Annotated in this window: 14 protein-coding genes and 1 rRNA gene; 4 read left to right on the plus strand and 11 right to left on the minus strand. The window is 41.1% G+C overall.

What is annotated here, in order from left to right; genetic code table 11:
- Positions 1 to 106 precede the first annotated feature (106 nt).
- Positions 107 to 1,661 (minus strand): 16S ribosomal RNA (locus tag CEF22_RS14435).
- Between the two features lie 308 nt (positions 1,662 to 1,969).
- The gene (locus tag CEF22_RS14440) at positions 1,970 to 2,839 is read right to left on the minus strand and encodes a nucleotidyltransferase-like protein (RefSeq protein WP_095478966.1); all 870 of its coding nucleotides are present in this window, start codon (positions 2,837 to 2,839) and stop codon (positions 1,970 to 1,972) included.
- A 156-nt stretch (positions 2,840 to 2,995) separates the two neighbouring features.
- On the opposite strand from CEF22_RS14440, the gene CEF22_RS14445 reads away from it, so the two are divergent.
- The gene (locus CEF22_RS14445; protein WP_100403397.1) at positions 2,996 to 3,343 is read left to right on the plus strand and encodes a YgzB family protein; all 348 of its coding nucleotides are present in this window, start codon (positions 2,996 to 2,998) and stop codon (positions 3,341 to 3,343) included.
- Between the two features lie 31 nt (positions 3,344 to 3,374).
- Here CEF22_RS14445 and perR read toward each other — a convergent pair whose 3' ends face one another.
- The 4 genes from perR to CEF22_RS14465 form a co-directional block, all read right to left on the minus strand.
- Positions 3,375 to 3,827: a peroxide-responsive transcriptional repressor PerR gene (gene perR, locus CEF22_RS14450; protein ID WP_100403398.1), complete on the minus strand. Its 453-nt coding sequence runs from the start codon at positions 3,825 to 3,827 to the stop codon at positions 3,375 to 3,377.
- Positions 3,828 to 3,995: 168 nt separating this feature from the next.
- Positions 3,996 to 4,943 (minus strand): D-2-hydroxyacid dehydrogenase, encoded by a 948-nt coding sequence (locus tag CEF22_RS14455; protein WP_100403399.1) that lies wholly within the window; start codon positions 4,941 to 4,943, stop codon positions 3,996 to 3,998.
- Entirely contained in the window at positions 4,943 to 5,413 is a 471-nt protein-coding gene (bcp, locus tag CEF22_RS14460) for a thioredoxin-dependent thiol peroxidase (RefSeq protein WP_100403400.1), read from the minus strand. The genes CEF22_RS14455 and bcp overlap by 1 nt, the downstream gene beginning before the upstream one ends.
- A gap of 73 nt (positions 5,414 to 5,486) precedes the next feature.
- Positions 5,487 to 5,885 carry a potassium channel family protein gene (locus CEF22_RS14465; RefSeq protein WP_100403401.1) on the minus strand — a complete coding sequence of 133 codons (399 nt, stop codon included), beginning with the start codon at positions 5,883 to 5,885 and terminating at the stop codon, positions 5,487 to 5,489.
- Between the two features lie 124 nt (positions 5,886 to 6,009).
- On the opposite strand from CEF22_RS14465, the gene CEF22_RS14470 reads away from it, so the two are divergent.
- Together CEF22_RS14470 and CEF22_RS14475 are read left to right on the plus strand one after the other, a co-directional pair.
- Complete coding sequence (locus CEF22_RS14470) at positions 6,010 to 7,296, plus strand: glutamate-1-semialdehyde 2,1-aminomutase (RefSeq protein WP_100403402.1); 1,287 nt, start codon at positions 6,010 to 6,012, stop codon at positions 7,294 to 7,296.
- A 152-nt stretch (positions 7,297 to 7,448) separates the two neighbouring features.
- Entirely contained in the window at positions 7,449 to 8,609 is a 1,161-nt protein-coding gene (locus CEF22_RS14475; protein WP_332849176.1) for an FUSC family protein, read from the plus strand.
- Between the two features lie 57 nt (positions 8,610 to 8,666).
- Here the strand turns inward: CEF22_RS14475 and CEF22_RS14480 are convergent, their stop codons facing one another.
- From CEF22_RS14480 to fabL, 4 genes are all read right to left on the minus strand, one after another.
- The gene (locus tag CEF22_RS14480) at positions 8,667 to 10,415 is read right to left on the minus strand and encodes an ABC transporter ATP-binding protein (RefSeq protein ID WP_100403404.1); all 1,749 of its coding nucleotides are present in this window, start codon (positions 10,413 to 10,415) and stop codon (positions 8,667 to 8,669) included.
- Positions 10,416 to 10,531: 116 nt separating this feature from the next.
- Positions 10,532 to 11,062 (minus strand): nucleoside tri-diphosphate phosphatase, encoded by a 531-nt coding sequence (ntdP, locus tag CEF22_RS14485; RefSeq protein WP_094836271.1) that lies wholly within the window; start codon positions 11,060 to 11,062, stop codon positions 10,532 to 10,534.
- 203 nt (positions 11,063 to 11,265) lie between these two features.
- Positions 11,266 to 11,463, minus strand: coding sequence for a gamma-type small acid-soluble spore protein (locus CEF22_RS14490; protein WP_100403405.1), 198 nt, complete (start codon positions 11,461 to 11,463; stop codon positions 11,266 to 11,268).
- A 70-nt stretch (positions 11,464 to 11,533) separates the two neighbouring features.
- Positions 11,534 to 12,283, minus strand: a complete 750-nt coding sequence (fabL, locus tag CEF22_RS14495; protein WP_100403406.1) for an enoyl-[acyl-carrier-protein] reductase FabL — start codon at positions 12,281 to 12,283, stop codon at positions 11,534 to 11,536.
- A 96-nt stretch (positions 12,284 to 12,379) separates the two neighbouring features.
- Here fabL and CEF22_RS14500 point away from each other — a divergent pair, with 96 nt between their 5' ends.
- Positions 12,380 to 12,616: a hypothetical protein gene (locus tag CEF22_RS14500; RefSeq protein WP_095478955.1), complete on the plus strand. Its 237-nt coding sequence runs from the start codon at positions 12,380 to 12,382 to the stop codon at positions 12,614 to 12,616.
- Between the two features lie 5 nt (positions 12,617 to 12,621).
- Here the strand turns inward: CEF22_RS14500 and CEF22_RS14505 are convergent.
- A partial coding sequence (locus CEF22_RS14505) for an NUDIX domain-containing protein (protein ID WP_198508073.1) occupies positions 12,622 to 13,295 on the minus strand: 674 nt, incomplete at its 5' end.

A 13,295-nucleotide genomic window follows, 5' to 3' on the forward strand; every position in this document is an offset into this window, starting at 1 on the left:
AATAAGAAATGAGAATTATAAAAACTGAACTCTCAAAACTGAACAAAATAAAACGCGTCGTTAATTTGAGTAAGAACAACGTTCTTACTTTCCGTTCTATCCTTAGAAAGGAGGTGATCCAGCCGCACCTTCCGATACGGCTACCTTGTTACGACTTCACCCCAATCATCTGTCCCACCTTAGGCGGCTGGCTCCCGTAAGGGTTACCCCACCGACTTCGGGTGTTACAAACTCTCGTGGTGTGACGGGCGGTGTGTACAAGGCCCGGGAACGTATTCACCGCGGCATGCTGATCCGCGATTACTAGCGATTCCGGCTTCATGTAGGCGAGTTGCAGCCTACAATCCGAACTGAGAATGGTTTTATGGGATTGGCTAAACCTCGCGGTCTTGCAGCCCTTTGTACCATCCATTGTAGCACGTGTGTAGCCCAGGTCATAAGGGGCATGATGATTTGACGTCATCCCCACCTTCCTCCGGTTTGTCACCGGCAGTCACCTTAGAGTGCCCAACTAAATGCTGGCAACTAAGATCAAGGGTTGCGCTCGTTGCGGGACTTAACCCAACATCTCACGACACGAGCTGACGACAACCATGCACCACCTGTCACTCTGTCCCCCGAAGGGGAACGCTCTGTCTCCAGAGTTGTCAGAGGATGTCAAGACCTGGTAAGGTTCTTCGCGTTGCTTCGAATTAAACCACATGCTCCACCGCTTGTGCGGGCCCCCGTCAATTCCTTTGAGTTTCAGTCTTGCGACCGTACTCCCCAGGCGGAGTGCTTAATGCGTTAGCTGCAGCACTGAAGGGCGGAAACCCTCCAACACTTAGCACTCATCGTTTACGGCGTGGACTACCAGGGTATCTAATCCTGTTTGCTCCCCACGCTTTCGCGCCTCAGCGTCAGTTACAGACCAAAGAGCCGCCTTCGCCACTGGTGTTCCTCCACATCTCTACGCATTTCACCGCTACACGTGGAATTCCGCTCTTCTCTTCTGCACTCAAGTCTTCCAGTTTCCAATGACCCTCCACGGTTGAGCCGTGGGCTTTCACATCAGACTTAAAAGACCGCCTGCGCGCGCTTTACGCCCAATAATTCCGGACAACGCTTGCCACCTACGTATTACCGCGGCTGCTGGCACGTAGTTAGCCGTGGCTTTCTGGTTAGGTACCGTCAAGGTACCGGCAGTTACTCCGATACTTGTTCTTCCCTAACAACAGAGCTTTACGATCCGAAAACCTTCTTCACTCACGCGGCGTTGCTCCGTCAGACTTTCGTCCATTGCGGAAGATTCCCTACTGCTGCCTCCCGTAGGAGTCTGGGCCGTGTCTCAGTCCCAGTGTGGCCGATCACCCTCTCAGGTCGGCTACGCATCGTTGCCTTGGTGAGCCGTTACCTCACCAACTAGCTAATGCGCCGCGGGTCCATCTGTAAGTGATAGCCGAAACCATCTTTCAATCCTTCTCCATGCGGAGAAAGAAGTTATCCGGTATTAGCCCCGGTTTCCCGGAGTTATCCCAGTCTTACAGGCAGGTTACCCACGTGTTACTCACCCGTCCGCCGCTAACTTGAATAGAAGCAAGCTCCTATCAAGTCCGCTCGACTTGCATGTATTAGGCACGCCGCCAGCGTTCGTCCTGAGCCAGGATCAAACTCTCCGATAAAGTGTTTGCATTGCACATGGATGTGCAGGCATCTGCGTTGTCACAGGACGTGACGAACTTAGCAGATGTTCCTTAACTCACAATTTGTTTCACTTAGACAAGTTAAGTTTTTTAGAATTAACGTTGACGTTTATTTTGTTCAGTTTTCAAAGATCAATTTCGCTTGAATAGCGACTTTACTATCATATCAAGTTTTCAACTTGATGTCAATAATTTTTTATTTCTTTGCGTCGCAACCGATTGCTATCAGTGGCGACGCATATTAATATAACAAAAATAAAAACCCTCGTCAATACTTTTTCAAAAAATTATTTATCTATAACTTGGTAGTACCGATGATAAATCCCTTGACCTTTTGTTTCAACGGAAAGTTCCTGCACAAATGATTTCTCTATTAAATATTCAAGTAGGATGACTAAGTCTACAGCATAGTATTGAACCTCTGGATGGTCTAAAAGCTCTTGAATCGTCCACGACTCTTTTTCCTTAATGACTGATAATAAATGTGCCGCTCCACTTTCCGCCCGAGAATAGATTAAAAACTCACTCGCTAAAAATAGTAACTCTAACCGTTTTTGCAAATTTTCATCGCTCGTTAATAACTCTTCATAAAGCTTATAAATTTCTGGCTCTATTTGCTTTATTTGTTGCCAGACGGTTACTTCTGGATAAAAGCCATTTTCAATAACAGCTAAGCGTGCTAGATGATGCAATGAATGCATGACGTGATTATAAGCATCTAAATAATGCCCATTCGTAAAGAACGCTTTTCCGTCTGTATATCTTCTGATCAACCTTGAGAATTCAATAGACATTTTTATTTGCCGTCCATAAAACGGAAACTCTCGCATTTCTTTTTTCAATTCATGCACAAAGTCATTTCGGTCAAATAAAGTTTTCCCATGATACAACCACTCGATCACCTTACGTTTGTTTCCTAAAAGAAGCCATTCATTTAACTTTGCTTCAGTGATGATAAATAATGCAGCTTTTTTCTCACTATATAAATAGTGCTTAATGAAAACAGACTCTTCTGCTTCTTTAACAATGACTAATAAAACGGCATCAAAGTTTTCGGTAAAAATACTAGCCTTTTCTCTTTTCTCAACAGCAATAACGCCAAGAGTATTTTGTTGGCTTGTTCGTTCTTGATAAAGCGGACGAAGGATGTCCTCCATACTAATTCCTCCAAACCAAAGTTTGTTCTGTCTCCATAATTTCGACAAAAAAATAAAAAACTCCTTCAATAAATTTTGAGCCTATTGAACGAGCTTTTCAACTATTCCAAAAGATAGATATTATGTTATAGTCTATTGTTAGGAGGTTTAATTATAATGGCAAAAAATTATTCAAGCAAAATTAATCGAATTCGCACATTTGCTCTTAGTTTGATTTTCATTGGATTTATTATAATGTATGTAGGAATTTTCTTTAGACAGTCTCCATTGATCATGACGATATTTATGTTGCTCGGTCTATTATGTATTATCGCTAGTACAGTCGTCTATTTCTGGATCGGAATGCTGTCTACAAAAGCAGTACAAGTCATGTGTCCAAGTTGCGGAAAGCCAACGAAAGTGCTCGGTCGAGTCGATATGTGCATGTATTGTAAAGAACCACTAACACTAGATCAAAGCCTTGAAGGTAAAGAGTTTGATGAAAAATATAATCAAAAAAAATAAAAGAATTGTTCGTTATACGAACAATTCTTTTTTAATGAATGTCTGTTTTTTTCGTACATTCCGGACAAGTTCCGTATACTTCCATTCGATGATGGCTAACTTTAAATCCGGTGACATGCGATGCCAGTTGTTCTACTTCATCTAAGCCCGGATAGTGGAAATCAACAATCTTTCCGCAGTCTTCACAGATGGCGTGATAATGATCTGTCGTTATAAAATCAAAACGGCTCGATGCATCACCGTAAGTCAGTTCCTTTACTAAGCCAACTTCACGAAATACTCGTAAATTATTGTACACTGTAGCAACGCTCATGTTAGGGAACCTTCCTTCAAGCGCTTTATAAATATCATCTGCAGTCGGGTGAGTCATAGATTGAGTTAAATATTCAAGTATCGCATGACGTTGAGGCGTAATTCGAACCCCAGTTTCCTTTAACGTATCCAATGCTTCTTTTAAATGATCATGTTCATGGGACACTGTCATGCACCTCATTTCTTTCTAAAAGGTATTATTATATTATAATCTTTATAAATAGTGTACTAATTTCCTGCATCATTTGTCAATATAGAAAACGATTATCAATCGCTAAACCACGCCTTATTTAAGAAAAGCCTGAAAAGATCGTCATCTTTTCAAGCTTTTCTTCATTATTCAATACCCGCGATCGATTTCCACTTTATTTTTATAAGTATCATATCCTTGCAAATACTGATCTAAATTGTATTCAAAAATCTCAAACACCCGTGGCAAGTATTGCGGTGTGATACTTGAAATGTGGGGAGTAACCGTCACTTTCTCATGGCTCCAAAAGCTGTGATTCTCCGGCAAAGGCTCTTCTACAAACACATCAAGATACGCATGAGCGATTTCTTCTTCATTTAACGCCTCGATTAACACTTGTTCTTCCAACAGATCTCCTCGGCCAATATTAATGAAAGCAGCTGTTTTTTTCATCGCTTGAAAATGCTCTTTTTTCAAGAGATGTTTTGTCTCGTTCGTGCTAGGCAAGATCGAGACAACAAAGTCTGCTTCAGACAACGCCGTTAACAGCTCATTCATTTGATAAACAGTAGCAAAATCTTCAACTGCCCCTCCGCTACGATTGATCCCAATCGTCTTCATCCGAAAAGCCGTCGCTAAGCGAGCGATCTCACTCCCAATAGCCCCTGTCCCTAACACTAACAGCGTTTGCCCCGCTAGTTCACCAATGGGTAGACGCTTATTCCAAGTCGCTTCATCTTGAAGCTTCCGAAGTTCCGGAAAGCGTTTGACGTGATTAAGCAGATAACCAAAGGTAAACTCCGCCATTGGGATTTTATGTACACCTCTCGCATTGGTTACTAATATCCCTTTTGCCTTTATTGCTGGCAATGGCATTTTTTCTAAACCGGCAGACGCCACCATCACCCATTTTAATTGCTCGCATTCTTCAATATGCTGTGGAGTTAAATCCTCACCAAATGTAACGATAATTTCGGCATCCACTAATTGTTCTGCTTCTGCAATCGTTTTATAAAAAACGAAGTCAACAGTTGGATATTTCTCAATTAATTGTGCTTGTAAGCTTCGTGGCGGGCGAAAGGTAAAGACCGTTTTCATTACTTCAACTCATCTCGAATAAATTGAAGTGCTTCTTCTACATGCTCTTTGACCTTTACTTTTCTCCACTCTTTCACAAGCTTGCCTTCCGTATCAATGACAAAAGTGGAGCGCTCGATCCCCATGTATTCTTTTCCGAAGTTCTTTTTTAGTTTCCATACATCATACAGTTCACACACTTTGTGCTCCTCATCCGCTAGCAACAAGAAAGGTAAATCATATTTATCAATAAATTTTTGATGACGCTCTACTGGGTCTATGCTGACACCTAAAATAACTGTATTTACACCGCTAAAGCTTGCATGCTGATCGCGAAAATCACACGCTTGCGTCGTACAGCCTGGTGTCATATCTTTCGGATAAAAATATAAAACAATATTTTTTCCTTTATAATCGGATAATTTCACTTCTTCACCATTATTTGCTGGCAGCGTAAAATCTGGTGCCAGTTCTCCTATTGTTACTGTCATAACCATCTTCCCCCTTAAATAAAAATAAATTCAACTTTAGGGTAACGGATCAATTAGGAGATAGCAAATATATTTACGTTTCTTTTTCTAACATTGTCCGGACAACAAAGGCGGTAGGAATTGTATAGCCTGTCCACGCTTCCAACAGAGCTACCCAACGTCCTACTCCTTCTGGAACGATGTCACCGTATCCAACAGAAAATAACGTAATCCCGCTAAAATATAAGGAAGTAAAAAAACGATCCCAAAATGGTAACTGCTGCAGGTCCACTCCTGCCCATACGACATGCCCATTCATATTCAAAATCATATAAATAAGAGCAAAACCAATCATCAGTGTTAAATATAAGAGGCCAAAGTAAACAAAATAGTAGAGGGAAAGATAGCGATGTTGAGGTTGTCCTTGTACAAAAAGTCCCCTTACACTCACCCCTACACATAATACGACCGCACTAAAAATCATAGCAGTCATCCCCACCGCTCCTTTTCGCCTTCTTTCCTTCCACTATACGCAATGGCACGATGTTTTATGAATTGATTAAACAGGAAGGCAGGTCTAAAATGGAAAGGTAACGAAAAAATAAGGAGGTATTCAAATGAATTTTTCCAAATCGGAGCAATTACATACAGAAGCACTAGAACATATTGTAGGCGGAGTGAACAGCCCTTCCCGTTCCTATAAAGCAGTGGGCGGCGGCTCACCTGTCGCGATGGAAAAAGGACAAGGGGCTTATTTTTGGGATGTCGATGGCAATAAATATATCGATTATCTAGCCGCTTACGGACCGATTATTACCGGACATGCTCATCCTCATATTACCGAAGCGATCAAGAAAGCAGCAGAAAATGGCGTACTATTTGGAACACCAACGCCATATGAAGTGACATTTGCTAAAATGCTCAAGGAAGCAATGCCAGCGATGGAAAAGGTTCGCTTCGTCAACAGCGGAACTGAAGCGGTGATGACAACAATTCGTGTCGCACGCGCCTATACAGGTCGAGATAAAATCATTAAGTTTGCTGGCTGTTATCACGGCCATTCTGATTTAGTATTAGTAGCAGCAGGATCTGGTCCTTCGACATTAGGCACACCAGATTCAGCAGGCGTGCCGAAAAGCATCGCTCAAGAAGTAATCACGGTGCCTTTCAATGAAATGGAACCATTAAAAGAAGCACTCGCTAAATGGGGCGATCAAATTGCCGCTGTTTTAATCGAGCCAATCGTCGGCAACTTTGGTATCGTTGAACCGAAAGAAGGCTTTTTACAGCAAGTAAAAGAGTTGACTCACGAAGCTGGTTCCCTTCTCATTTTTGATGAAGTTATTACAGGCTTCCGTTTTACTTATGGCGGCGCTCAAGATCTATTAGACATTTATCCAGACTTAACAGCGATCGGAAAAATCATCGGCGGCGGTATGCCAATTGGTGCTTACGGTGGCCGCATCGACATTATGGAAAAGGTTGCTCCGCTCGGCCCAGCTTACCAGGCTGGAACAATGGCTGGTAACCCAGCATCTATGCTAGCGGGAATTGCTTGCCTTGAAGTGTTGAACAAAGAAGGTATCTACGAAGAACTGGATCGATTAGGCGCAATGCTTGAAGAAGGCATTTTAACATCCGCTAAAAAATATAATACACCGATCACGATCAACCGCTTAAAAGGCGCATTGACGATCTATTTCACAACAGAAACGGTCGTCAATTACGAGCAAGCGGAAGCAACTGATAGTGAAATGTTCGGTCGCTTCTTCAAATTAATGCTGAACCAAGGTATTCATTTAGCCCCTTCTAAATACGAAGCTTGGTTCTTAACAACGGAACACACGGAAGAAGATATTGAAACGACGTTAAAAGCAGTCGATTACGCTTTTTCTCAACTATAACTATTTCAACGAGCAGCAGACGACCGTTTGCTGCTTGTTGTTTCTCCCTAGCTGACCTCCTTCATTTCGCTTAATCCCCATTTTTAAATAAGAAAAATAGAAATCTTTGTTTATTTCTTGCTATTGGGTTCAGTCCATTGTATAGTACATAATTGGCTTCCTATTTAACCGCTCTACTAGCTGTTTATGAAGGAAACCATATTTCATTAACGAAAGGAATTACTCAATATATGAAGCTAGGTGCGCGAATTTTTAAAACGGGCATTGCCATTGTGCTCGCTCTGTTTGCTTCAAGTTTGTTAGGCCTTCCTTCTCCAGTGTTTGCTGGGATCGCAGCCGTATTTGCCATCCAGCCTACCATCTATCGTTCATACTTAACCGTTATTGAACAGATGCAATCAAACATCATTGGGGCTGTTGTTGCCATTTCCTTTGTTTTATTATTAGGTAATCACTTCTTAATCGTTGGAATTGCAGCGATTGTGGCCATTAGTTTAATTTTGAAGATGCGTTTAGAAAATACGATCGGACTTGCCTTAGTGACGGTGATAGCCATTATGGAAGTCCAAGATGCACACTTTATTCAATTTGCTTCTGTTCGTTTCTTGACAATTATGATTGGAGTGTTTTCTGCTTTTATCGTCAATTTAATCTTTTTACCTCCAAAGTATGAAACGAAATTATTTATGCAAATTAATCAAGTAACGGAAGATACATTGAAGTGGATTCGCTTAAGTATGCGAAATGGTGCCGAATATCATTTACTGAAAAAAGATATTAGCAAAATTCGCGAGCGGCTCATTAAAATTGATAATCTCTATTTACTATATAAAGAAGACCGTGGTACGTTGAAAAAAAATATCACTGCTAAAAAGCGAAAAATGGTGCTCTACCGCAAGATGATTTCTTCTACTCGAAGAAGCTTTGATATTTTGCGACGAATGAATCAGTTTGAAAATGAAATTTATCATCTCAAGCCCGATGTACAGAAAATGATGCAAGATCATCTCGATTGTTTAATGAGCTATCACGAACATTTATTATTGCGTTACATCGGGAAAGCTAAACAGTCAACGGATACGGAAGATATATTCGAGCTATGTATTAACCGAGAAGAGTTTTTGACTCTGTTCGCTAACGAATTAAAAGGCGCTCCAGCGGAAGAAATGAATACATCCATCCATATGCTGCACGTACTCTCCTCTATCCTTGAGTACGGAGAAAACTTAGAACATCTCGACCACTTAATTTCAAGCTATAATAAATTTCATCACGACGATGAAGAACCACCTGAACTTGAAGAGGAAGCATAAAAGCCAGTCGGACACAATCCGACTGGCTTCTTTATACTTATCGACAAAATGATACAATTATCGGGGAGTGACAGGCACCTGGTACAAACTGTAATATCGTCCTTGTTTGTTCATGAGTTGTTCGTGGGTGCCGCTTTCAATGATTTGACCGTTTTCGATCAGGACAATTCGGTCAGCATGAGTAATCGTTGAGAGGCGATGAGCTACGATAAAAGTGGTTCTGTCTTTCGAAAGCTTCTCCATCGCTTCTTGGATTAAGTGTTCGCTTTCTAAGTCCAGAGCAGATGTCGCTTCATCTAGTATAATGATTGGCGGATTTTTCAAAAATACGCGAGCAATCGCAACCCGTTGCTTCTGCCCTCCCGACAACTTCACACCTCTTTCTCCTACTCTCGTATCATACCCTTCAGGCAAATTCATAATGAAATCATGGGCATTAGCCGCTTTGGCAGCCGCGATAATCTCATCTTCCGTCGCATCAGGCTTCGCTAACAAAATATTCGCTCGAACCGATTCACTGAATAAAATATTATCCTGCAGCACAATCCCGATATTATCTCGCAGGCTCCGTACTTTAAAATCACGAATATCAGTACCGTCCAGTAAAATCCGTCCTGCTGTTACATCGTAAAATCGCGGAATCAAGCTCACTAACGAAGACTTTCCTCCCCCACTCATTCCGACAAAGGCAACCGTTTCCCCTGCCTTCACATCGAGTTGAATGTGATCAAGTACATTTTTCTCACCTTCATCATACGCAAAGTCCACACTATCGAATACAATATGCCCTTTTACACCTTCGCATGTGATCGCAGCCTCTTTATCTTTAATGTCATACGTTTCATCAAGAAGGTCAAACACCCGATCCATCGAAGCGATCGCTTGTGTCATCGTCGTTGAGGAGTTCACTAATCTCCGCAGTGGATTATATAGCTTATCAATATAAGCGATAAAAGCAGCCATCGTCCCCACTGTCAAATTCCCATGGATCACTTGATACCCCGCATAACCAATCACAAGTAGCGGCGCAATATCGGTGATCGTATTCACAACGGCGAAAGCCTTCGCATTCCATCTTGTCTGATCTAAAGCTTTCTCTAAGAATTGATGATTATGCTTTTGAAATTGCGTTTGTTCATAACCTTCAATTGCGAAACTTTTGATGACTGACATCCCTTGCACCCGTTCATGTAAATAACTTTGTACACCGGCAAGCGCTTGGGAACGTACTCTTGTTAACTGACGTAAATTACCGAAAAAATATCGAACAGAAAAAGCATAAAAAGGAAAGACCAATAGCGACACGACAGTTAACTTAACATCCATCGTCAACATAATAATAATCGCAATGACAATCGTTGCCGCATCAAGCCAGACATTCATCAGCCCAGTAATGACAAAGTTCTTCGTTTGTTCTACATCATTAATTACACGTGAAATGATCTCTCCAGACCGCGTATTTGAATAGTATTTAAAGCTTAACTGTTGAATATGCGAAAACAATCGATCACGAATATCGTATAATATTTTATTGCTCGTCCATTGAGCAAAATATTGACGATAATATTCAATCGGTGGACGAAGAAAAGTAAAAACAACTAACATCGAACCGATAATGATAAACAGCTGCTCTTGCTTCTCTGCAGCTGTCATTCCGTCACTGCCAATCACATCATCAATAACATACTTAATTAAAATAGGAATCATTAACGGCAACGCAAACTTAATAACCCCAATTACAAGCGTTCCAACAATTTGCCAACTATAAGGCCGCACAAATTGCATATATCGTTTCATTACACCCATATAGATCCCCCCTACCTCTCAAAATTCCCCTTTACTTACAAAAAATATAACCCTATATAAAAAAGAAAAAACCTGTTGAATGTTCAACAGGCGCCCGCTCTTTCACCAGCGAGTGATCAGCCTTGGTAGCTTAAATATTTCGCATACCACTTATCGATAAACTCCTGAGAAAACGGTCCTTTTTGCTGATGGATTAAATAAATTAAATGATCGATGTTACGCTTTAGTATTTTATCAATCACATCTGGATAGTTCATTTGCTTGCTGTGCTGCTTATATTCATCTTCATCGAGTAAAATATAAGACCGATCCGGAAACACCTTAATATCGAGATCATAATCAATATATTTCAATGCTTCATGGTCATACACAAAAGGGGAGCTAATATTACAATAGTAATAGACCCCATCTGTTCTCAACATGCCGATGATATTAAACCATTGCCGAGCATGAAAATAGCAAATAGCTGGTTCTCTCGTTACCCACGTACGACCATCTGATTCCGTTACAATGGTATGGTCATTGCCCCCAATTACAAGATTATTGTTCGCTTTTAAGACAATGGTCTCTTCCCAAACACGATGAATATTTCCGTCATGCTTGTAACTATGTATTTGGATGGATTCACCTTCTCTGGGAATCGCCATGATTTTCCCCTACTTTCATTTAAAGCACTTTGACTTTACTTTTTCCTTAATCTATTTAAATCAAACGTTCTGTATTACACTATTATAACGATTTAAGCTTAAATTGAAAACTAAAGTGATGATTTAATCACAGAAAAAAGCTGTCATCCATTGATTCGGAGACAGCCTTTTTCTGTGATTTGTCAATTTGCAAGGCGAATGCCTTACTTGTTTTGAGGAGCTTGGTTTTTACGAGCTTCCGCTTGAGCGTTTTGTTGCTTTACATGCTGAACATCTGTTTCAGCACCAAATTCTGTACCGAAAGCATTTTGGCCCATTGCTGAAGCAGCGTTTTGTTGCTTCACATGGTTCACATCCGTGTTTGCCGCTGATTTTTGTTTGTAGTTCGGTTGATTTTTCATCCCTTTTCACCTCCACAAAAATTAATTTGTCCCGGAAGGAAAAGAAATATCCCTAAAAAATTTTAAAAAATTATACTAATAGCGAGCGGCCGCCATCGACGATAATCGTTTGCCCTCGAATCATGTAAGCACCTTCGGAAATTAAAAACATAACCGTATGAACGATATCCTCAATATGCACAATTCGTCCCGCTGGAGTATTAATTCTGGCATCTTCTAAAATCTCTTCGCGGTTTGGAAAATGCTTTAAGGCATCCGTATCAATCGCTCCGCCAGATACCGCATTAACGACGATATTTTTCTCAGCTAACTCGACTGATAAATACCTTGTTAATGCTTCAACGGCAGCTTTCGACACACCCACTGCTGTATAATTTTTCAAATAGCGAATCGCTCCAAGTGAACTAATGCTCACGATGCTTCCCCCGCCATTTTCATCCATTAACTTAGCCGCTTCTTGCGCACAAAATAACAACGCTTTACTGTTAATATCCAGCGTCCAATCCCAATGCTTTTCTTCAAGCTCCATAATCGGACGTTGAACGCCAGAAGCAGCATTATTAATAAATACATCGAGTCGACCGAATGTTTGCTTTACTTCATCAAACATCTCTCTTACCTTTTCGATATCCCCAACATTCGCTTTCACGACGAGTACCTCTCGCCCTAATGCTTTAATCTCTTCTGCCGTCTCAAGTGCCGCTGTTTTACTGCGTGCATAGTTAATGACTAAATTATATCCTTGCTTCGCTAACTCTAGGGCAATCGCCTTACCGACCCCACGACTACTCCCTGTCACAAGCGCTACTTTTTGCTCCATATTCATTCCCCTTTCATTTCTCTTTTATATTTTACTTTCTCTTTGAATAGCCGACAACTCACATGAGAACTTTAAATATAGAAAGGAGGGCTTTTCATGTATGTTGGTCGCGATTTAACTGAACTATCAACCATGTCGATCAAAGACTGGAAAAAATCCGAACTTGCCTATTTTCATCACTCATTTCAGCAAATCGTTCCTTATTTAAACGCAGAAGGACAAACGATTCATCAGGACATTGTCGAAGAAATTATGAACCGTGGTGGCTTGAAAAGGCAGGAAGCCGATTATACTCATGGCACAGAAATCCCTTTTGATTTAGGAGGAAGCTAAATTTACTATTTAACTTCCTCCTGTGCTTTTTTCCAAATTTTTTGATGGGAGACAGAGAAAGCAAAATTCTCTACTTCTCCCTTTTTCACCCATTGACTATTTTCTTTAGTGACGGGTGATTTTTTGATCTTTCCATAATACACATCAATATTCCATGTTAAATGAGAAAAAACATGCTGGATTTTCGCAATCGATTCCGCTTGCAACTCAACATCTATGCCATATTCTTGACGGAAAAATAACTCAAGCTCCATTTTCGGATTTCCGGCTCCGCTTAACTCGACGTTCGGAAATTCCCATAAATTAGCAAGCAATCCTGTCTCCGGCCGCTTTTGAATTAGAGCATCTCCTTCGTCTGTTTCAATCACAGCCGCCCCTAGGTGAACATGCCTCATGTTTTTCTTTTTTGTTTTCACAGGCAGCTCTTGCTGGACTCCTTCATGGAACGCATGGCAATGATCGCGGACGGGACAAAGAAGACAAGAAGGTGAAGTCGGGGTACAAATTAACGCACCAAGCTCCATTAAAGCTTGATTAAACGAAGAGGGATCTTCTTTAGAAATCAACTGCCGTACCGCTTCTTCAAATATCTTTCTCGAAGAAGCTTTCGCAATATCGTCCCAAATCGATAAAATACGTGAGATCACCCTCATTACATTGCCATCGACAGCGGGCTCCG

Origin of the sequence: Bacillus sp. FJAT-42315 (genome assembly GCF_002797375.1) — a bacterium.
Lineage (GTDB): Bacteria > Bacillota > Bacilli > Bacillales > Domibacillaceae > Bacillus_CE.

Bases quoted from the DNA above. Each gene is read 5' to 3' on its own strand.
- CEF22_RS14440 (WP_095478966.1), bottom strand. From the start codon at position 2,839: ATGGAGGACATCCTTCGTCCGCTTTATCAAGAACGAACAAGCCAACAA.
- CEF22_RS14445 (WP_100403397.1), top strand. From the start codon at position 2,996: ATGGCAAAAAATTATTCAAGCAAAATTAATCGAATTCGCACATTTGCT.
- perR (WP_100403398.1), bottom strand. From the start codon at position 3,827: ATGACAGTGTCCCATGAACATGATCATTTAAAAGAAGCATTGGATACG.
- CEF22_RS14455 (WP_100403399.1), bottom strand. From the start codon at position 4,943: ATGAAAACGGTCTTTACCTTTCGCCCGCCACGAAGCTTACAAGCACAA.
- bcp (WP_100403400.1), bottom strand. From the start codon at position 5,413: ATGACAGTAACAATAGGAGAACTGGCACCAGATTTTACGCTGCCAGCA.
- CEF22_RS14465 (WP_100403401.1), bottom strand. From the start codon at position 5,885: ATGACTGCTATGATTTTTAGTGCGGTCGTATTATGTGTAGGGGTGAGT.
- CEF22_RS14470 (WP_100403402.1), top strand. From the start codon at position 6,010: ATGAATTTTTCCAAATCGGAGCAATTACATACAGAAGCACTAGAACAT.
- CEF22_RS14480 (WP_100403404.1), bottom strand. From the start codon at position 10,415: ATGGGTGTAATGAAACGATATATGCAATTTGTGCGGCCTTATAGTTGG.
- ntdP (WP_094836271.1), bottom strand. From the start codon at position 11,062: ATGGCGATTCCCAGAGAAGGTGAATCCATCCAAATACATAGTTACAAG.
- CEF22_RS14490 (WP_100403405.1), bottom strand. From the start codon at position 11,463: ATGAAAAATCAACCGAACTACAAACAAAAATCAGCGGCAAACACGGAT.
- fabL (WP_100403406.1), bottom strand. From the start codon at position 12,283: ATGGAGCAAAAAGTAGCGCTTGTGACAGGGAGTAGTCGTGGGGTCGGT.
- CEF22_RS14500 (WP_095478955.1), top strand. From the start codon at position 12,380: ATGTATGTTGGTCGCGATTTAACTGAACTATCAACCATGTCGATCAAA.